The sequence below is a fragment of the Streptomyces bullii genome (assembly GCF_042657145.1).
Taxonomy (GTDB): Bacteria; Actinomycetota; Actinomycetes; order Streptomycetales; family Streptomycetaceae; genus Streptomyces; species Streptomyces bullii.
This window is the reverse complement of the sequence record NZ_JBHSNY010000005.1, coordinates 32,888-51,748: the sequence shown is the minus strand read 5'-3', so window position 1 is coordinate 51,748 and position 18,861 is coordinate 32,888. Positions and strand designations below refer to the sequence as shown.

The window sequence follows — 18,861 nt, the reverse complement described above, 5'->3', positions numbered from 1 at the left end:
CGCGACGAAGCCCTCTGCCACCGCAGTGGCAGAGGGCTTCGCGGTTTTCAGCCGATTCTCAGCGGCCGTACGCCGGGGCGTTACCGGGACTGCTGGGCCGGCACCCCACGGGAGATCGGCTCGTCGTCCGTGGCCGGCGTGCCGGCCGCGGCCACCGCGGCGCCCGTGAGCGTGGCGAGCATCTCGCGCACGTTCGTGAGCTGGGCGTTGATGGAGTCGCGGCGGTTGGTGAGAGCCGCGAGCTCGCGCTCGGATTCCGAACGGATGCGGTCGGCCTTGGCGTTGGCGTCGGCCACGATGTCCTCGGCCTGGCGCTGGGCCGTCTCCACCGTCTGGCGGGCGCGGCGCTCCGCGTCGGTGCGCAGCTTCTCGGCCTCCAGGCGCAGCTGCTCGGCGCGGTGCTCGATCTCGGCCAGGCGCTTCTCGGCCTTGGCCTGACGGGACGCCAGGTCGCGCTCGGACTGCTCGCGGCGCTTGGCCAGGTTCGTCTCGAAGTCGGCGGCGGCCTGCGCGGCCTTGGCGCGGGTCTCCTCGAAGAGGGCGTCCGCCTCCTCGCGCTTGGACTGCGCGTCCTTCTGCGCCTCGGCCCGCAGCTGGGCGGCGTCACTCTTGGCCTTCTCGACGATCCGCAGGCCCTCGTCCTCGGCCTTGGCCTTGCGCTCGGCCGCGTACGACTCGGCGTCGTTGCGCACCTGCTGGGCGGCCGACTCGGCGAGTTCGCGGTGCTGCTCGGCCGCGCGCCGGGCCTCCTCGCGCAGGTCCTTCGCCTCTTCCTCGGCGAGGCGGAGGATCTTCTCCACGCGTGCGCCGAGACCCGCGTACGACGGCTCGGCGTCGGTGATCTGGGCCTGGGCGTTCTGCGTCTCGAGGTGGAGCTCCTCGATGCGCTTTTCCAGAGCGGTGATGCGGGCGAGAGCGCTGTCACGGTCGGAGACGAGCTTGGAGATACGTTCGTCCACCTGAGCGCGGTCGTACCCACGCCGCACAAGCTCGAAGCCGTAGGGGGAAGTGTCGCTCATGGGGTTCCTGTCGAATGAGACCGGTGAGGTGATAGGTGGAATCCTAGGGGCCGAAGCGGTGTGTCATCGAGCGGATGCGCGTTTGATCTGGAGAATGACACCCCTTTTGAGTGGCTCACCTGCGGATAGCTTGCCAAAGACTTGGTCAAAGGCCCTAGCAGACACCGGATTCGTCCCGTAGCGCTAGTTTTCCGACGACTTGCCACCCGAACGGGTTGCGCCCGCCGCCGCGCCGGCCTTGACCCCGTTGTCCTTGCCCGCCGACGGGGCCTCGAAGGATTCCAACGCCTCCAGGACGTCCTGGACACGGGAGATCTCCGCGTTGATGTCCTCGCGGCGCCGCACCAGGACCTCCAGCTCGCGGCGGCCCTCCTCGACCGTGCGCTTGGCCTCGCGGGTCGCCTCGGCCTTGAGCTCCTCGGCCTCCCGGATGAGTGCGGCCTTCTTCTGCTCGGCCTCCTTCAGCAGGCCCTCGGCCTTCTTCACGGCGGCGATCCGCACCTTGCCGGCCTCCGAGTTGGCCTCGGAGACGAGCTCCTTGGCCTTCGCCTCCGCCTTGGCGAGCTGCTCCTCGGCGGCCTTGATGAGCGCGTCGCAACGGTCGCCGGTGGTCCTCATCGTCTCGGTCGCCTCGCGGCGGGCCCGCTCGTGCAACTCCTCGATCTCGGAGGTGATGCGGTCGCGGAGCTCCTCGGCGCGCTCCCGGATCTGGGTGGCGTCCCGGCGCGCGCCGACCAGCAGCTCGTCGGCGTCCGTACGGGCCTTCTCCACCAGGGAGTTGCCCTCGACGGTGGCCTCGGAGACGATCCGGTCGGCCTCCTTGCGGGCCGCGCCGACCATCGTGTCGGCCTGGGCCTCGGCGTCCGCGGTGGTCTTGAGGGCCTGCTGCTGCGCCTCGGTGAGCAGCTTGTCGGCCTCGGCCGTGGTCTCCGTGATGAGCTTGTCGACCTGCTCGGCCGCCTCGGAGCGCCGCTTGTTGGCGTCCTTGCGGGCCTCGTCGAGGGTGCGCTCGGCCTCCTCGCGCGCGGTGGCCACGAGCCGCTCCGCCTCCGCCTCGGCGTCGGCCTTGACGCGCCCGGCCTCGGTGCGGATCCGCTCGGCGTGCTGCTGCGCGGAGCCGACCGTCTCGGCGGCCTCGGCGCGCAGCCGCTCCGCCTCCGAGGCGGCGTCGCCGATCAGCTTCTCGAGCTTGGCGACCGACTCGGCCCGTACCCGCTCGGCCTCGGCTGCCGCCTCACCGCGGACCCGCTCGGCCTCCGACAGGGCCTCGGTGCGCACGCGCTCGGCCTCGGCGACCGTCTCCGTCCGCAGCCGGTCGGTGTCGGCGATGGTCTCCGTGGTGAGCCGCTCGGCCTCGTTGCGCGCCTCGGTGATGAGGGTGTCCGCCTGGGTCGCCGCGTCCGACCGGATGCGGTTGGCGTCCTCGCGGGCGTCCGCCCGGGTGCGCGCCGCGCTCTGCTCGGCCTCGGCGATGGTGTCCGACGCCTCCGTGCGCACCCGCTGGGCGTGCTCGGCGACGTCCGTACGGATCCGCTCGGCCTCCGCGATGGCCTCGGACACCGTGCGCTCGGCGAGCGCCTTGGCGGCCTCGGTCTCCTCGTGCGCCTCGCGCCGCAGCCGGGTGGCGTCCTCGCTCGCCCGCTCCCGTTCGGCGTAGGCGTCGGCGCGGACCCGGTCCGCCTCCTCCTGGGCCTCCCGGCGCGTCCGGTCCGCCGCGTGCTCGGCCGCGCTGCGCAGCCCGGCGATCTCCTCCTGGGCCTGCTCGTGCAGCCCGGCGACGGAGTCACGGACCTGCTGGGCGTGCTGCTCGGCCGCCGACACCATCTCGGTGGCGCGCCGGTCGGCCTCCTCCACCAGGCGCAGCGCCTCGGCCTGTGCCTCCTCCACGCGGTTGCGCGCCGAGGCCAGCAGCTCCTCGCTCTGCTCCCGGGCCCGTTCGCGCTCCTGGTCGGCCTCCTGCCGGGCGGCGCCGAGGAGTTCCTCGGCCTCGCGGCGGCGGCGGTTGGCCTCCTCCTGCGCGGCGGCCAGCGTCTCGGACGCCTCCGTGGCCAGCCGCTCGGCGGCTGCCTGGGCCTCGGCCCGCACCCGGTCGGCGGTGTCCTGTGCCTCCGCCTTCAGCCGCTCGGCCTCGGCCGCGGCCTCCGAACGCAGGCGTACGGCGACGGCCTCGCCCTCGGCGCGGGACGCGGAGGCGTCCGACGCGGCCTCGGTGCGCAGCCGCTCGGCCTCCTCCTCGGCCTGCCGGCGCAGCGTACGGATCCTCTCGGCGGACTCGGTGCGCAGCCGTTCGGTCTCCTCGGCGGCCTCCCGGCGGATCCGGGCGGCCTCCTCCCGGGCGTCGCTCAGCGCCTGCTCCGCGGCCGCCAGGCGCTCCTCGGCCGTCGTCTGGAGCCGCGTCAGCTCCTCGGCGGCCTCCGCCTGCCGGGCCACGAGGGCCCGCTCGGTCTCCTCGCGCAGCTCGCGCGCGGCCCGCTCGGCGTCGGCCTTGAGGGCCTCGGCCTGCTCGACGGCCTCCTCGCGGTGCCGTTCGGCCTCCTGGCGGGTGCGCTGGAGGGTCTCCTCGGCCTGCCGGCGCAGCGTCGTGGCCCGCTCGATGGCCTCGGTACGGACCTTCTCGCTGTCCGTCTGGGCGGTGGTGCGCAGCTCGTCCGCGTCCGCCTTGGCCTTGGCGAGCAGCTCCTCGGCGGTCCGGGCCGCCTCCTCGATCTGCGCCACGGCCTCCTTGCGGGCCTCGGCGCGGATCTTCTCGCCCTCTTCGACCGCCTCGGCCCGCAGCTGCTCGGCCTCGCCGCGCAGCCGGCGGGCCTCCTCCTGCAGCTCGACGGTCTTGGCGCGGTACTCCTTGGTGTCGTCCTTCGCCGCGCCCTTGAGCTGCTCGGCGATGTCGTGCGCCTCGGCGCGCAGCCGGTCCGCCTCGGCCTCGGCCTCCTTGCGGATCCGGTCGGCCTCCTCGGCCGCGGCCTTGGTGGTCTTCTTGGCGTCCTCGGACGCCTTGTTGAGGACCTCCTCGGCGGTCCGGGCCGCCTTGGACAGCTGGGTCGCCGCCTCCTCGGCGGTGACCGTGCGGGCCTTCTCGGCGGCCTCGGCGAGCAGCTTCTCGGCCTCGGCGCGGGCGTCGGCGACGAGCTGCTCGGCCTCCGCCTTGGTGTTCTCGGCCTCCTTCGTGGCCTCCTCGACCAGCCGGGCGACCTGCTCCTTGGCCGTACGGGTGCGCGTCTCGTTCGCGGACTCGGCGGTCGCGAGGGCCTTGGCCGCGGCCTCCTTGGCCTCCGCGACCAGCTTTTCCGCGGCGGCGCGGGCCTCGCGCAGCGCCGTCTCCGCCTCGGCCATGCGCTGTTCGGCGGTGCGGCTCAGCTCCTGGGCCTGGCGGCGCGCGGTCTCCGACTCGGTGGCGGTGGACGTACGCAGCTGCTCGGCGTGGTCGGTGGCCTCCTGGGCCTGCGTGGAGGCGGCGTTCAGCAGCCGCTCGGCGTCCGCGCGGGCGCGGCGCAGGATCTGCTCGGCCTCGGCACGGGCCGTCTCGGCCTCGCTCTGCAGGCGCTGCCGGGCCTCGGCGGTCAGCCGCTCGGCCTCCGCGCGGGCGGCGGCCATGGCCTGCTCGGCCTCGGCGCGGGACTCCTCCAGCAGACGGCGGGCCTGCTGCTCGGTACGGGCGCGCAGTTGCTCTGCCCACGCCACGTTCTCGTTGACGTGCGACTCGACCGTCTGCCGACGCTCGGCCAGCTCCTGGTCGAGCTGCTGGCGGCGCGTCACCGCCTCCTGGTGCAGCTCGGCCTGGAGCCGGGCGGCCTGTTCGGCGTGCTCCTGCAGGATGCGCTGGGTCTGCGCCCGCGCCTGGCTCAGCTCGCGCTCGGCGTCGGCGCGGATCTGGTCGGCCTGCATCTGCGCGTTGCGCAGCAACTGCTCGGCCTGCCAGCCGATGTCACCGCCGTCGAACGCGGGCCGGGACATGATGGTGCGCCGCGCCTCGTGCAGCTTGGCGCGCAGCACCTCGACCTGGTAGCCGAGGTCCTCGGCGTGCTGGATCGCCTTTTCCCGCTCGGTCTTCAGCCGCTTCATCTCGGCTTCGAACCGAGAGAGGTGGTCGACGTCAGCCGCCGGCTCTCGCTCCTGGCTCTCGTAGCCCCGCACTGCGCGGTCCCATCCGTCCCCTGGTCGCAAGTCTCTCCAAACGAGCTCCGTCCATCCGCCGAACGGGGCCCCCGGGGAATGGTGTCAGATCAACGGCGGAGCATGGGCTGCCGCCCGGCGCTCGTCCCCCGAAACCCGGTCCCCGGCGGTCCTGCCGACAAGGCGGCAGAACCGGGTCACCCTGGATTGAGCGGCGACCGCACCCAACCCTACCGGCCCTTATGTACGAGGGTCAGTGCTCAGGTGACTCAACAGGCGCCGAAGTGACCAGTTCTGTGAGTACGCCGTGGCAGTCCTTGGGGTGCAGGAAGGTGATCCGTGACCCCATGGAGCCGCGCCGGGGCTCTTCGTACAGGACGCGGACGCCCTTGTCGCGGATGTCGCGGGCGTCGCCGTCGACGTCCGCCGTGCCGAAGGCGATGTGATGGACGCCCTCCCCGTTCTTCGCGAGCCACTTGGCGACGGTGGAGTCCTCGCGGATGGGTTCGAGCAGCTGGAGGTACGAGGCGCCGCCGTCGGACGTATCGTTGATCTTGAGCATGGCCTCGCGCACGCCCTGCTCCTCGTTGACCTCGGTGTGGAACACCTCGAACCCGTAGGTGGCCTGGTAGAACGCGACAGTGGCGTCGAGGTCGTGGCAGGCGATTCCGATGTGGTCGATTCGCGTCAGCATGGATTCAGTGCAGCGCTCCGGAGGTGGTTACGCAACGTGCGCGCGATCACACCGACGGCCCGATGACGGGGCGGAGTACCGGTCAGTACATTCGAAGTAAACCCTCGTTCACTCCTCGGCTGTGCAGCCGGTAAGGGGATCGCAGCTCATGTCTTCTGCAACGACCAGTTCTGTGATCGTCGCGGGCGCTCGTACGCCCATGGGACGGTTGCTCGGTTCGCTGAAGTCCTTCTCCGGAGCCGACCTCGGCGGCTTCGCGATCAAGGCCGCCCTCGACCGTGCGGGGATCGGTGGCGACCAGGTGCAGTACGTCATCATGGGTCAGGTGCTGCAGGCCGGGGCAGGGCAGATCCCGGCGCGGCAGGCAGCGGTCAAGGCCGGCATCCCGATGAACGTCCCGGCGCTCACGATCAACAAGGTGTGCCTGTCCGGCCTCGACGCGATCGCGCTGGCGGACCAGCTCATCCGCGCGGGCGAGTTCGACGTCATCGTCGCCGGTGGTCAGGAGTCCATGACCAACGCTCCGCACCTGCTGCCGAAGTCCCGCGAGGGCTTCAAGTACGGCGCCGTCCAGATGCTCGACGCCATGGCCCACGACGGTCTGACCGACTCCTTCGAAGGCATCGCCATGGGCGAGTCGACGGAGAAGCACAACACGCGGCTGGGCATCGGCCGGCAGGAGCAGGACGAGATCGCCGCGCTGTCGCACCAGCGGGCCGCCGCGGCCCAGAAGAACGGGATCTACGAGGCCGAGATCACCCCGGTGGAGATCCCGCAGCGCAAGGGCGACCCCGTGCTGTTCAGCAAGGACGAGGGCATCCGCGGGGACACGACGGTGGAGTCGCTGGGCAGGCTGCGTCCCGCGTTCTCCAAGGACGGCACGATCACGGCGGGGTCGTCCTCGCAGATCTCCGACGGCGCGGCGGCGGTCGTGGTGATGAGCAAGGCCAAGGCGCAGGAGCTCGGCCTGGAGTGGATCGCGGAGATCGGTGCGCACGGGAACGTGGCGGGGCCGGACAACTCGCTGCAGTCCCAGCCGTCCAACGCGATCCTGCACGCGCTGAAGAAGGAGGGGCTGGAGGTCTCGGACCTCGACCTCATCGAGATCAACGAGGCCTTCGCCGCCGTGGCGGTGCAGTCAATGAAGGACCTCGGGGTATCCACGGAAAAGGTGAACGTCAACGGTGGCGCGATCGCCCTGGGTCACCCGATCGGGATGTCCGGTGCGCGGCTCGTGCTGCACTTGGCGCTGGAGCTGAAGCGGCGCGGCGGCGGAGTCGGCGCGGCGGCGCTGTGCGGTGGCGGCGGTCAGGGCGACGCGCTGATCGTGCGGGTGCCGAAGGCCTGATCGCACGTGCCGGTATGCGCCGGTGTCGGACGGTTTCTTCTCGTGAACGGAGCTGTGATGCAGGACGTCTCCACGCTGGTGGCCCAGGCCAGGGAGGGACGGCCGCGGGCCGTGGCCCGGCTGATCTCCCTGGTGGAGGGGGCGTCCCCGCAGCTGCGGGAGGTCATGGCGGCGCTCGCGCCGTTGACGGGCGGGGCGTACGTCGTCGGGTTGACGGGGTCGCCCGGTGTCGGCAAGTCGACCTCCACGTCGGCGCTGGTGACGGCCTACCGGAAGCAGGGCAGGCGGGTCGGGGTGCTGGCCGTGGACCCGTCGTCGCCGTTCTCCGGCGGGGCGCTGCTCGGTGACCGGGTGCGGATGTCGGAGCACGCCTCCGATCCCGGTGTGTACATCCGTTCGATGGCGACGCGGGGCCACCTGGGCGGCCTCGCGTGGGCCGCGCCCCAGGCGATCCGCGTGCTGGACGCGGCGGGGTGCGACGTGATCCTCGTCGAGACGGTGGGGGTCGGCCAGTCGGAGGTCGAGATCGCGTCGCAGGCGGACACGTCCGTGGTGCTGCTCGCGCCCGGGATGGGCGACGGGATCCAGGCCGCCAAGGCGGGCATCCTCGAGATCGGGGACGTGTACGTCGTCAACAAGGCCGACCGGGACGGCGCGGACGCGACCGCGCGCGAGCTGAACCACATGCTCGGGCTGGGCGAGGCGCGCGGCCCGGGCGACTGGCGCCCGCCGATCGTCAAGACGGTCGCGGCGCGGGGCGAGGGCGTCGACGAGGTGGTCGAGGCGCTGGAGAAGCACCGGGCGTGGATGGAGGAGCGGGGGGTGCTGGCCGAGCGCCGGCTGGCGCGGGCCGCGCGCGAGGTGGAGACCATCGCGGTCACGGCACTGCGGGAGCGGATCGGGGACCTGCACGGGGATCGCCGGCTGGGCGCGCTCGCGGAGCGCATCGTCGCGGGCGACCTGGACCCGTACCGGGCGGCGGACGAGCTGGTGGCGGGGCTTACCGAGGGCTGACGGGTGCCTCCGGCGGTTGGGCCGGATGGAGTCGGTTGCCTCTGGCGGTGGGGCGGGTGCCTGCCGCCTGCGTGGCTCGGTGGCACGGATGCCTGCGGCTTGTGTTGCTTGCGTGGCCCGCGAGGCCTGCGGGGCTTGGGGGCTTGAGCGGGGGGTGCCTGCCGGGCGGCGTGGCTTGGGTGGCTACGGCGGCTTGTGTGGCTTGGTGGGCGGGATGCCTCCGGGGGCTGGGTGGCTGGGGCGGGCCTCGGTGCCCGGGGGCTGCGTGGCTGGGGCGGGGCCGGAGTGCCCCGGGCCTGGGTGGCTTGGATGCCTGCGGCGGCTTGTGCGGCTTCCTGGGGCGGGGGTGTCTCCAGGGGCCGTGCGGCTTCGGTCGGGCGGGGATGTCTGCGCGGGCCTGTGCGGCCTCCCCTGCGGGCTGTGTGCCCCAGCTGCGGGCATGCGTGCCGCCTGGGGCGGCACGGGTGGGCGCAGCGGTGCCCGGTCGCGCCGGGTTGCGCACCACCCCTGCCTCAGCCGCGGTCGGCGGTTGCTCAGTCGTCGTCCGAGTCGTCCGCGCGGTCCGCCGTCACCGCGCCCGTGTGCGGGTCGACCCGCCAGTCCTGCCCGGCGCCGCCGGAGGCGTGCGTCTCCACCTCCCAGGACTTCTTCCCACCGTCCTCGTCCAGGTCCAGCGACGTCACCACGCCCTTGCCGGCGACGGCCTTCGCGGCCTCCGCCGCCGTGACGGACGTACCCTTCAGCGCCGCCCGGACCTCGGCCGTGTCGTCCTCGTCGTCCGAGCCGGAGCCGAGGACCTTGCCGGTGCGGGGGTCGACCTGGACGTCGTGCCAGGTGTTGCCGCCGGAGAGGACGTCGACCTTCCAGACCGTCTTGCCGCTGTCGTCCTCGTCGTCCAGCTCCGCGGCGACCACCGTGCCCGGGGTGTGCTTCAGCGCGGCGGCGATGGCCTCCGGCGCCGTCACGTCGGCGGAGTTCACCCGCGTGGCGTCGTCGTCCCGGCTGTCGTCGTCATCCCGTACGCCCCGGTCGTCGCGGGCGTCGTCGTCGGACAGCCGGGTGTCCGCCGCGTGTCGCGCCGTCGCCCCGTCGTCTCGGGTGACGGCGAGGGCCGTGGCCGTGCCGCCCCCGATCAGTGCGGCAGCCGTCACCGCGGCGATCACGATGTTGCGCTTCATGCGGATTCCTCCCGAGTCGCTTGGTTTTCGACGCCTTCAATGTCGCCGACGGAGGCTGAGAGGAACCTGAAAGCCCCTGAAAAGATCTTCAGGTTGGTTTTGCGACCCTTTACCCATGCGCCTGTTGATCGTGGAGGACGAGAAGCGGCTGGCCCTGTCGCTGGCCCGGGGCCTGACGGCCGAGGGGTATGCCGTGGACGTCGTCCACGACGGACGCGAGGGGCTGCACCGGGCCTCGGAGGGGGCGTACGACCTGGTGATCCTCGACATCATGCTGCCGGGGATGAACGGCTACCGCGTCTGCGCCGCCCTGCGCGCCGCCGGGCACGAGGTGCCGATCCTGATGCTGACCGCCAAGGACGGGGAGTACGACGAGGCGGAGGGGCTGGACACGGGCGCCGACGACTACCTGACGAAGCCGTTCTCGTACGTCGTCCTCGTCGCCCGGATCAAGGCGCTGCTGCGCCGCCGCGGGCAGGGCGCCGGGGCCTCGCCGGTCCATGTGCACGGTGATCTGAAGGTCGACACCGCCGCCCGCCGGGTCTTCCTGGGCGAGGACGAGGTGAGCCTGACCGCCAAGGAGTTCTCCGTGCTGGAGCAGCTCGTGGTGCGGGCCGGTGAGGTGGTATCCAAGTCGGAGATCCTCGACCACGTCTGGGACTTCGCCTACGAGGGCGATCCGAACATCGTCGAGGTGTACGTCAGCACCCTGCGGCGGAAGTTGCGCGCGGGGCTCATCCGCACCGTGCGCGGCGCCGGGTACCGGCTGGAGACGGCGCCATGAGACGGCTGTTCGGGTCCGTCCGGGCGCGGGCGACGCTCGCCGCCACCGTCGTGGTCGCCGTGGCGCTGGTCGCGGCCGGCGCCGCCGTGCTGCTGTCGCTGCGGTCGAACCTGATGGGCGAGGCCGGCACCCAGGCGGAGCGCTCCGCGCGGGCGGTCGCCTCCGAACTCGCCCTCGGCGCGCGCCTCGACGACATCGCCGGACTGGACGGTGACCACGAGCCGGTGCAGGTCGTCGACGAGGACGGCAGACTGGTCGCGGTCAGTGAGAACCTGGAGCGGATCAGCGGGACGGGGACGGACGCGGTGAAACCGCGGCCAGCGGCGGCCCGCGACGACGCGGACGACGACGCGGACGACGCCGACGACGCAGCCGACTCGCTCGAACCCGGCGAGATCGACAAGAAGACCACCTTCACCAACGGCTCCGCGACGATCGACGGCGACACGGCCGACTACCGGTTCGCCGAGGTCGCGGTGGAGACCCGCGACCGTGGGCGTCTCACCGTCTACGCGGGCGCGCCGCTCGCGGCGGAGCACGGCGCCGTGCGGACGGCCCTGACCGTCATGCTGATCGGTTTCCCGCTGTTGCTGGGGGTCGTGGCGGCAGTGACCTGGCTGGTCACCCGGCGTGCGCTGCGCCCGGTGGAGGGGATCCGGCGGGAGATGGCGGCGATCACCGCCTCCGAGGACCTGGCGCGCCGGGTTCCCGAGCCGGACACCCATGACGAGGTGGCACGGCTGGCCCGTACGACGAACGAGACGCTCGCCGCCCTGGAGACCTCCGTGGAACGGCAGCGGCGGTTCGTGGCCGACGCCTCCCATGAACTGCGCAGCCCCATCGCCTCCCTGCGGACGCAGTTGGAAGTCGCCGCCGCCCACCCCGAGCTGCTCGACCTGGACGGTGCCGTCGAGGACACCGTACGGCTCCAGCGTCTCGCCGCCGATCTGCTGCTGCTCGCCCGGCTGGACGCGGGGGAGCGGCCGGCGCCGGACGCCCGGGTGAACCTCGCCGAGCTCGCGCGGGAGGAGGCCGCGGGGCGCACGGGGGTGACGGTGGACGCGGAGCCCGTGGAAGTGGCCGGATCCCGCGGGCAATTGGGGCGATTGCTCGCCAATCTGCTCGACAACGGGCAGCGCCATGCCCACTCGACGGTCGCCGTGACCGTGCGGCGGGAGGGGGACCGGGCCGTGGTCGGGGTCGCCGACGACGGGGACGGGGTGCCCGAGTCCGACCGGGAGCGGATCTTCGAGCGGTTCGTACGGCTGGACGCCGCGCGCAGCCGGGACGACGGCGGCGCCGGGCTGGGGCTCGCCATCGCCCGGGACGTCGCCGTACGGCACGGCGGCACGCTCACGGTCGGCGAAGCGCCGGCAGGCGGAGCCCTGTTCGAACTCCGCCTGCCACTCACCCGTGGCTGGTCCGGCGCATAGGGCCCTGCCGGGTCACGGTCGGCCGCGCTGGCCCCGCAGATGCTCGGCGATGGGCTTGAGGGCCTTGTCGAGCTCCGTCAGGGCCTCGGGGGACAGCAGGTCGATGAAGTGCCGCCGCACGGACGCCACGTGGTGGGGGGCGACCTTCTTCATGGTCTCCATGCCGTGCTCGGTGAGCACCGCGTAGAGCCCGCGGCGGTCCGACTCGCAGTTCTCGCGCCGGACCAGGTTCGCGTTCTCCATGCGGGTGATCTGGTGGGACAGGCGGCTCTTCGACTGGAGGGTGGCGGAGGCGAGGTCGCTCATGCGCATCCGCAGATCCTCTGACTCGGAGAGGTTCACCAGGATCTCGTAGTCGTTCATTGTCAGGCCGAACGGCTGCAGGTCCTTTTCGAGCTGGTATGTCAACAGCCTGTTGACCTCCAGGTGGGTGCGCCAGGCGCACTGCTCCGTATCAGTCAGCCAGCGCGTGGCCGTCTCGGTCTCCATGAATGAAGTCTACCTAAGAAGTTGAAAGGTGAACTAACGAGGGTTTTGGTGTGACGGTGCGCACCCGTGGAGCGGCGGTGCGCAGGCGTTCGATGTCACACTCCGCAGACTACCGCTCACAGCCCGAAGCGACGCTGGAGGTCCCCCAGCTGTCCGGGAAGGCGCGGTGCCCCGGACGGCTGTCCGTGTCCGCCGGACGGCCCGCCCCCGGGTACCCCCTCCTGCTGCGGAACCGCTCCCGTCGCCTGCTCGGCCATCAGCGTCTCGGACGACTGCAGCAGTACCGTGCCGGCCCCCACGAACTCGAACTGGTGCTCCTCTCCGGAGACCCCTCCAAGGCCCGTCATCGCACGTAGACCGCCCAGCAGGCCGGTCATGTAGTCGTGGTCGTAGTGGTGGCACGGAGAGGGGCAGTCGGCCCAGCCGACGAGCGCCTGCGGGTCCACCCGGACCGGGGGTTCCATGAACACCACCGGTCCGTTGGATGCGGCCACGAACCTTCCGGTTCCAAGGAGGGTCAGAAAACCCGGCACGATCGACTGCTTGAGCGACAGACTTGGCTGAAAAGCGAGCAGGTTGCCCGAGCGAATGGTCAGATTGCCGTCCTCCAGGTCGTACGAGTTCACGTCGAAGGCCCGGTCGGCGAGGAGCATCTTGCCCGAGCCGCGGGCCACGACCCAGTCGCTCGCGTGCAGAGGCGAATGGAAGGACGTGCGCATCAGGTGCTCGAACCTGCCGTGTCCGACGCCGTCGAACTCGATCGAGCCGTAGTAGGCGATCATCTTCCCCTTCTGCAGGAACCACTGGCTCCCTTTGAGTTCCACGCAGAAGGTGTACGGGTTGACGTTGTCGTCGGCGGGCAGGGTCGCGGGGTCGAGGACCGCAGGGCCGGCCCAGGGGGTTCCGTAGGTGCTCACAGCTTCTCCTCCGACGCCTGGACGTACACCGCACCGTTGCCGCTGAGCTCCAGCTGGAACGCCTCGCCCGAGCCGCGGCCCACCATGTCCCGCCAGCCCAGGGCGGTGGAGAGCTTGTTGCGGACGTCGCCGTGGTGGGCGACGTAGGCCTGCGGGTCGACGTGCACCGGGCGCTGCGGGGTGATCGGGATCTCGAAGACGCCGCCGTGGGCCATCACGGCCACCGCGCCGTGGCCCTTCAGGGTCGTCGTGAAGAGGCCCTGGCCGGTGACCTGGCCGCGGACCATGCCCATGACGCCACCCTGCGCGCCCAGGAACATCGTGCCCTGCTGGAGCGTGCCCTCGAAGGCCAGCAGGCGGTCCGCCTCGACGTACAGGGTGTCACCGGCGAGGTCGATCACATGGACGTGGTGGCCGCCGTGCCCGAACAGGACCGTGCCGTCGCCCTCGACGGTCATCAGGGGGGTGTCCTCGTCGGCGACCCGGCGGCCGATCATCGACAGGACCCCGCCCTGGCCGCCGGCCGTGTTGGGGGTGAAGGACACCTCGCCCCGGTACGCGAGCATCGCGCCGCGCTGGCTGAACAGCCGTTGGCCCGGGGTCACGGTCGCCTCGACCATCTTCGGGTTGATCTCCCGGAAGCCCATGTCACACCTCCCCCGCGATCGTGTTCCGCTCGCTCGGCTGCACGTACACCAGCCCGTCCCCCTCGAAGCGCATCTGGAAGGCCTCACCGCCGCCCTCCCCGATCAGCGTGCGGAAGGTCACACCGGACTGGAAGGATTGCCGCAGGTTCCCCTGGTGCGCGACGTACGCCCCCGGGTCGACGGTCAGCGGGTACTGCGGGCTGACGCGCAGCACGACCGCCGGTCCGTCCGACATGATCGCCGCCTGGCCGTGCCCCTCCACGGTGGTGGTGAACAGCCCGTTGCCCTGGGAGGCGCCGCGCAGTCCCGTGAAGCTGGTGCCGGTGCGCAGCCCGCCGTCGGCCGCGAGCAGGTTGCTGGACTCCACGTACAGCGTGTCGCCCTGGAGCCGGACGAGGTTGATCTCGGCAGCCCGGTCCGCGAACCAGCAGGTCCCCTGCCCCTTCACCTCCATCAACGTCATCTGCTCGCCGGTCAGCCGCCGGGTCACCATGCCCCGCAGGCCCTCGCCGCCACCGCTGAGCTTCTTGAAGGCCATCCGGCCGTCGTACGCGACCATCGCGCCGTTCTTCGCCTTGACGGCGTCCCCGGTCATGTCGACGGCGAGCACCTTGCTGCTCTGAAGTCGGAACATCGCCACGGCAGCGACGGTACGCCGCGGGCCGGGCCCGCCGACAGAGCCGCAAGGAGGAGACCGGCCCTGACGCGACCCTGGGATCGACCCGACCGTCCTCACCGCCGGTTCGCAGGCCGGGCAGCGGGCGCACGGGCCGCGTCGGCGTCTCCGTGGGCGGGCGGACACACCGCCCCTCACGTAGGGTGACGGGCATGTCTGGCGAGCGTGATCTGCGGAAGCTGCTCAGCGGTATGCGTCCGGAGCTGAACCCGGGCCGCTATGTGTTCACCACGGTCGAGGGCGGCGTGCCCTCCGGCCTCTCCCCGGTGGTGACGGTCGCCGAGCAGGAGGGCCTGACCGTCGTGGTGCGGCAGGAGGAGGCCGACGCCGCCGGAATGGCGTACGACTACGTGGCCGGCTGGGTCACCCTGCGCGTCCACTCGGCGCTCGCGGCGATCGGGCTGACCGCCGCCGTCGCACGGGAGCTCGCCGACGCGGGCCTGAGCTGCAACGTCGTGGCGGGCTTCCACCACGACCACCTGTTCGTGCCGTACGAGCGGGCCACCCTGGCGGTGGCCCTCCTGGAGGACCTGGCGCGCCGTTCCGCCGCGTGAGCAGGGGGCCGGACCACCCCGCCGCCCGGAGCACCGCGCCGGTTTGCCACAATGGGCGGACGTTTGTGCTTGCCTTCACAAGCCCCTCGACGTCTCTCCCACCGAAGGTGACCCGTGGACATCAAGACCGCCACCGCCCTCCGCCGTCTGCGCCTCGTCTCCGCGCCCGAGGCCGTGTCCTTCCTGCTGCTGCTCGTCTGCTCGGTGCTGAAGCGGACCACGGACTTCAACGCCGTGCCGGCGATGGGCATGATCCACGGCGTTCTCTTCATCCTGTACGTGATCTTCTGGGCCGACGCCTGGAACCGCGCCAAGTGGCCGCTGAAGACCGCCGCCCTCTACTTCGTCCTCTCCGTCCTGCCCGCCGGCGGCTTCTTCGCCGACCGCATGCTGCGCCGCGAGGCCGAGGACGCGGTCATCGCCTCGCGTGCCCGCAAGGAGAAGGAAGGGGTCGTGAACGCGTGATCGTCGCCTTCTCCGTGACGCCGCTGGGCGTCGGCGAGGACGTGGGGGAGTACGTCGCCGACGCCGTCCGTGTGGTGCGCGAGTCGGGCCTGCCCAACCGGACCGACGCGATGTTCACCTCGATCGAGGGCGAGTGGGACGAGGTCATGGACGTCGTCAAGCGCGCCGTCGCCGCCGTCGAGGCCCGCGCGCCCCGCGTGTCCGTCGTCCTCAAGGCGGACATCCGCCCGGGAGTGACCGACGGGCTCACCTCCAAGGTGGAGACGGTGGAGCGCCACCTCGCCGGGTAGGCCGCCCTCGCCCACCGCCCGACCCCGGCCCGCGCGGGCCGGGGTTTTCTCGCACCCACTGTTTGAGCGATCGCTCAAAAGGGTGTACTTTCCTGGGTGAAGAGATTGAGCGAACGCTCAAGAGCGCAGCTGAACCGGGGGATCGCATGGGGCTGTACATAGAGGCACGTATCCGCGCCGACCTCGACGAGCTGTGGGCGCGGACGCAGGACCCGGCCCAGCACCAGCGCTGGGACCTCCGTTTCACCGAGATACGCCATCTGCCGTGCGTCGAGGGCGAGCCGCAGCGCTTCCGGTACGCCACGCGCGTGCTGCCCTTCCTGACGGTCACCGGCACCGGAGTCTCCGCCGGCGAGAAGGAGCGCCCCGACGGCACTCGCACCTCCGCCCTCCGCTTCTCCTCGCCGCACCCGCTCTCCCTGCTCGCCGAGGGCAGCGGCTACTGGCGCTACGTCCCCGACGGCGACGGGGTGCGCTTCCTGACCGGCTACGACTACCGCCCCCGCTGGGGCGCCTTCGGCGCACTCGCCGACCGGCTGCTCCTGCGCCCGTTCATGCGCTGGGCGACCGCCTGGTCCTTCGATCGCCTGCGCCTGTGGCTGGAGCACGGCGTCACCCCGGAGCGGGCGCTGCGGAACTGGCTCACGGAACTGTTCGTCCGCGCCCTCGTGATCATCGCCGCGTGCCGGGGTCTCGGCGTCGAACCCGCCCTCGGCCTCTCCGGCCCCCTCGCACCCGCCGCGGCCTACACCTGCCCGCTGCTGCTGACCGTCGCCATCCCGCTGGCTCTCTTCACCTCCCCGCTGTCCCGCACCCCGGCCGCCCGCCGCTGTCTGCGCCGGCCGCCCACGCGCGTGCGGGCGCCCCGTGTCCTGCGCACCCTGGAGACCCCGCGATGACCTCCATCTTCCGCGCGGCGATGGGCGCCGACTTCGACCGCCTCCACCCCCGGCTGCGGCGCCGCTTCTCCGTGGGACTGGCGAGCGGCGAGGCGTGCACCGGCCGGGGGGTGATGGACCGCGTCTGGCACGGCGGCGCCTTCGTCAAGCCGTTCCTGGCGCTGGGCGCGACCCGCAACATCCTCGTCCCGCGTGAGGGCCGCCACATCCCCTTCACCATCGAGAACGTCCCGTACACCGACACCTGCGGCCGTGAGACGGTGACCTTCGTGCGCACCTTCGACCTGCCCGGCCGCCCCCGCCGCTTCGACGCCCAGATGGTGCTCAGCCCGAAGGGCGACCGCGTCCTCGACTACCTCGGCACCCACCAGCACCTGGCCAGCGAGCTGCACTTGCGCGCGGAGCCCGACGGTTCGCTCCTGATCCGCTCCGGCGAGCACCGCTTCAGGGAGGGGGTGGTGGACGTCCGCGTCCCCGAGCTGATCGGCGCCACCGCCGAGGTCCGCGAGTCCTACGACGACTCGACCGGCCGCTTCCGCATCCGGGTCCGCGTCGTGAACCGTTATTTCGGGCCCCTCTTCGGCTACGAGGGCTCCTTCACCGCCGACTACACGGACGTCACCTCCTGCGGCGTACGCCCCGGCCTGCGCCCCGTCCGCGAGGAGGCGCGCGCATGACGCCCGACACGGCCAAGTCCCAGGAGACGAAGGCCCGGCTCCTGGAGGGCGCGCTGCGCACCCTCACCGAGCAGGGCATCGCCAAGACCTCGGCCCGTACGATCGCGGCGTCGGCCGGGGTCAACCAGGCGCTGGTCTTCTACCACTTCGGCTCGGTGGACGAACTCCTCGCCGCCGCGTGCCGCTACGGCGCGGAGCAGGCGGTGGCGCGCTACCGAGCCCGCCTGTCCACCGTCACCTCCCTGTCCGAGCTGCTGGCCGTCGGCCGCGCGATCCACGCCCAGGAGCGCGCCGGAGGCCATGTGGCCCTCCTCGGCCAGCTCCTCGCCGGCGCCCAGACCCACGCCAGCCTGCGGCCCGCCACGGCGGCCGGGCTCGATCTGTGGATCGTGGAGATCGAGACGGTGCTCACGCGGGTGCTCGCGGGCACGCCGTTCGGGGAGTTCACCGACCCCTCGGGGCTGGCGCGGGCGGTGGCGGCGTCGTTCGTGGGGGTCGAGCTGTACGAGGGGGTGGACGAGGCCGGGGCCGGCGCGGCGCTGGACGCGCTGGAGCAGCTCGGGGTGCTGGTGGCCGCCCTGGAGGAGCTGGGGCCGGTGGCCCAGCGGGCGGTGCGGCACCGGCTGCGGCGCACCAGCCGTCGTTCCGCCCGCGCCGGCGGCGAGCCGGAGCCGACCGAACAGCGAGACGGGGCTGACCAGCATATGACCGGCCGGTAAGGTCGGGAACGTGCCCAAGCCCCTCAGTCTCTCCTTCGATCCCATCGCCCGCGCCGACGAACTGTGGAAACAGCGCTGGGGAAACGTGCCGTCCATGGCGGCGATCACCTCGATCATGCGCGCGCACCAGATCCTGCTCGCCGAGGTCGACGCGGTGGTCAAGCCGTACGGACTGACGTTCGCGCGGTACGAGGCGCTGGTGCTGCTCACGTTCTCCAAGTCCGGCGAGCTGCCGATGTCCAAGATCGGTGAGCGGCTCATGGTGCACCCTACGTCCGTGACGAACACCGTGGACCGGCTGGTGAGGTCCGGTCTGGTGGCCAGGCGCCCCAACCCCAACGACGGGCGCGGCACGCTCGCCACCATCACCGACAAGGGCCGCGAGGTGGTCGAGGCGGCCACCCGCGACCTGATGGCGATGGACTTCGGGCTCGGCTGCTACGACGCCGAGGAGTGCGCGGAGATCTTCGCGATGCTGCGGCCGCTGCGGCTCGCCGCCGGGGACTTCGAAGAGGAGTGACCCGGGGCAAGATCCCTCGAAAGGGGTGGTTAGGCTCGTCGGCATGAAAAAGAGCGTGCTGACCCGCTACCGCGTGATGGCCTACGTCACCGGCGTCCTGCTGGTCCTGCTGACCATCGGCGTGATCGCCAAGTACCTGCTCAGGATGGACGGCGCGGACGATTTCACGCGCGTCGTCGGCATCGCGCACGGCTGGCTGTACGTCCTGTACCTGGTCTTCGCCTTCGACCTGGGCTCCAAGGCGAAGTGGCCGGTCGGCAAGCAGCTGTGGGTGCTGCTGGCCGGGACCGTTCCGACGGCCGCGTTCTTCGTGGAGCGCAGGATCAGCCGTGAGCTGGAGGCGAGGCTCGCGGAGGACTCGCCCGCGGTCGCCAAGGCGTAACCGGTACCGCCGTACGGACGAGCGTGCGGCGGTCTGCCATCGACAT

At 72.0% G+C, this 18,861-nt stretch carries 20 protein-coding genes; 12 read left to right on the top strand and 8 right to left on the bottom strand.

All coding sequences use genetic code 11. The features are described from left to right. Positions 1 to 80 precede the first annotated feature (80 nt). The 3 genes from ACFPZJ_RS14880 to mce all read right to left on the bottom strand — a co-directional run bounded on the left by ACFPZJ_RS14880 (position 81) and on the right by mce (position 5,823). Positions 81 to 1,019, bottom strand: a complete 939-nt coding sequence (locus ACFPZJ_RS14880; RefSeq protein ID WP_381021385.1) for a coiled-coil domain-containing protein — start codon at positions 1,017 to 1,019, stop codon at positions 81 to 83. A gap of 183 nt (positions 1,020 to 1,202) precedes the next feature. Beyond that, positions 1,203 to 5,150, bottom strand: coding sequence for a polarized growth protein Scy (gene scy, locus ACFPZJ_RS14875; protein ID WP_381021383.1), 3,948 nt, complete (start codon positions 5,148 to 5,150; stop codon positions 1,203 to 1,205). Positions 5,151 to 5,382: 232 nt separating this feature from the next. Beyond that, complete coding sequence (mce, locus tag ACFPZJ_RS14870) at positions 5,383 to 5,823, bottom strand: methylmalonyl-CoA epimerase (RefSeq protein WP_381021382.1); 441 nt, start codon at positions 5,821 to 5,823, stop codon at positions 5,383 to 5,385. 148 nt (positions 5,824 to 5,971) lie between these two features. On the opposite strand from mce, the gene ACFPZJ_RS14865 reads away from it, so the two are divergent. Next, positions 5,972 to 7,171, top strand: a complete 1,200-nt coding sequence (locus tag ACFPZJ_RS14865; protein WP_381021380.1) for an acetyl-CoA C-acetyltransferase — start codon at positions 5,972 to 5,974, stop codon at positions 7,169 to 7,171. A gap of 57 nt (positions 7,172 to 7,228) precedes the next feature. Next, on the top strand, positions 7,229 to 8,185 hold the full coding sequence (gene meaB / locus ACFPZJ_RS14860; protein ID WP_381022121.1) for a methylmalonyl Co-A mutase-associated GTPase MeaB: 957 nt from the start codon (positions 7,229 to 7,231) through the stop codon (positions 8,183 to 8,185). 533 nt (positions 8,186 to 8,718) lie between these two features. On the opposite strand, the gene ACFPZJ_RS14855 is transcribed toward meaB, so the two are convergent. Beyond that, positions 8,719 to 9,363 carry a PepSY domain-containing protein gene (locus tag ACFPZJ_RS14855; RefSeq protein ID WP_381021378.1) on the bottom strand — a complete coding sequence of 215 codons (645 nt, stop codon included), beginning with the start codon at positions 9,361 to 9,363 and terminating at the stop codon, positions 8,719 to 8,721. Positions 9,364 to 9,478: 115 nt separating this feature from the next. On the opposite strand from ACFPZJ_RS14855, the gene ACFPZJ_RS14850 reads away from it, so the two are divergent. Next, on the top strand, positions 9,479 to 10,147 hold the full coding sequence (locus ACFPZJ_RS14850) for a response regulator transcription factor (protein WP_381021377.1): 669 nt from the start codon (positions 9,479 to 9,481) through the stop codon (positions 10,145 to 10,147). Continuing rightward, complete coding sequence (locus ACFPZJ_RS14845; protein WP_381021376.1) at positions 10,144 to 11,580, top strand: sensor histidine kinase; 1,437 nt, start codon at positions 10,144 to 10,146, stop codon at positions 11,578 to 11,580. The genes ACFPZJ_RS14850 and ACFPZJ_RS14845 overlap by 4 nt, the downstream gene beginning before the upstream one ends. A 12-nt stretch (positions 11,581 to 11,592) precedes the next feature. Here ACFPZJ_RS14845 and ACFPZJ_RS14840 read toward each other — a convergent pair whose 3' ends face one another. The 4 genes from ACFPZJ_RS14840 to ACFPZJ_RS14825 form a co-directional block, all read right to left on the bottom strand. Further along, a complete protein-coding gene (locus ACFPZJ_RS14840) occupies positions 11,593 to 12,069 on the bottom strand; it encodes a MarR family winged helix-turn-helix transcriptional regulator (RefSeq protein WP_381021375.1) in 477 nt (158 codons plus the stop codon). Positions 12,070 to 12,185: 116 nt separating this feature from the next. Then, the gene (locus ACFPZJ_RS14835) at positions 12,186 to 12,986 is read right to left on the bottom strand and encodes an AIM24 family protein (RefSeq protein WP_381021374.1); all 801 of its coding nucleotides are present in this window, start codon (positions 12,984 to 12,986) and stop codon (positions 12,186 to 12,188) included. Continuing rightward, complete coding sequence (locus tag ACFPZJ_RS14830) at positions 12,983 to 13,633, bottom strand: AIM24 family protein (protein WP_381021372.1); 651 nt, start codon at positions 13,631 to 13,633, stop codon at positions 12,983 to 12,985. The genes ACFPZJ_RS14835 and ACFPZJ_RS14830 overlap by 4 nt, the downstream gene beginning before the upstream one ends. Before the next feature lies 1 nt (position 13,634). Beyond that, on the bottom strand, positions 13,635 to 14,267 hold the full coding sequence (locus tag ACFPZJ_RS14825; RefSeq protein WP_381022119.1) for an AIM24 family protein: 633 nt from the start codon (positions 14,265 to 14,267) through the stop codon (positions 13,635 to 13,637). Between the two features lie 194 nt (positions 14,268 to 14,461). On the opposite strand from ACFPZJ_RS14825, the gene ACFPZJ_RS14820 reads away from it, so the two are divergent. The 8 genes from ACFPZJ_RS14820 to ACFPZJ_RS14785 all read left to right on the top strand — a co-directional run bounded on the left by ACFPZJ_RS14820 (position 14,462) and on the right by ACFPZJ_RS14785 (position 18,815). Then, positions 14,462 to 14,863, top strand: coding sequence for an ACT domain-containing protein (locus ACFPZJ_RS14820; RefSeq protein WP_381021370.1), 402 nt, complete (start codon positions 14,462 to 14,464; stop codon positions 14,861 to 14,863). Positions 14,864 to 14,977: 114 nt separating this feature from the next. Continuing rightward, positions 14,978 to 15,328 carry a DUF3817 domain-containing protein gene (locus ACFPZJ_RS14815; protein WP_381021369.1) on the top strand — a complete coding sequence of 117 codons (351 nt, stop codon included), beginning with the start codon at positions 14,978 to 14,980 and terminating at the stop codon, positions 15,326 to 15,328. Next, the gene (locus ACFPZJ_RS14810; protein WP_362192941.1) at positions 15,325 to 15,618 is read left to right on the top strand and encodes an MTH1187 family thiamine-binding protein; all 294 of its coding nucleotides are present in this window, start codon (positions 15,325 to 15,327) and stop codon (positions 15,616 to 15,618) included. Before ACFPZJ_RS14815 ends, ACFPZJ_RS14810 begins: the two co-directional genes overlap by 4 nt. A gap of 146 nt (positions 15,619 to 15,764) precedes the next feature. Beyond that, entirely contained in the window at positions 15,765 to 16,517 is a 753-nt protein-coding gene (locus tag ACFPZJ_RS14805; RefSeq protein ID WP_381021368.1) for a hypothetical protein, read from the top strand. Beyond that, complete coding sequence (locus ACFPZJ_RS14800; RefSeq protein WP_381021366.1) at positions 16,514 to 17,194, top strand: DUF4166 domain-containing protein; 681 nt, start codon at positions 16,514 to 16,516, stop codon at positions 17,192 to 17,194. The genes ACFPZJ_RS14805 and ACFPZJ_RS14800 overlap by 4 nt, the downstream gene beginning before the upstream one ends. Beyond that, positions 17,191 to 17,913: a TetR/AcrR family transcriptional regulator gene (locus ACFPZJ_RS14795; RefSeq protein ID WP_381021364.1), complete on the top strand. Its 723-nt coding sequence runs from the start codon at positions 17,191 to 17,193 to the stop codon at positions 17,911 to 17,913. The genes ACFPZJ_RS14800 and ACFPZJ_RS14795 overlap by 4 nt, the downstream gene beginning before the upstream one ends. Positions 17,914 to 17,923: 10 nt before the next feature. Next, positions 17,924 to 18,433 (top strand): MarR family winged helix-turn-helix transcriptional regulator, encoded by a 510-nt coding sequence (locus tag ACFPZJ_RS14790; protein WP_381021363.1) that lies wholly within the window; start codon positions 17,924 to 17,926, stop codon positions 18,431 to 18,433. A gap of 43 nt (positions 18,434 to 18,476) precedes the next feature. Beyond that, complete coding sequence (locus ACFPZJ_RS14785) at positions 18,477 to 18,815, top strand: DUF3817 domain-containing protein (RefSeq protein WP_381021361.1); 339 nt, start codon at positions 18,477 to 18,479, stop codon at positions 18,813 to 18,815. Positions 18,816 to 18,861 lie beyond the last annotated feature (46 nt).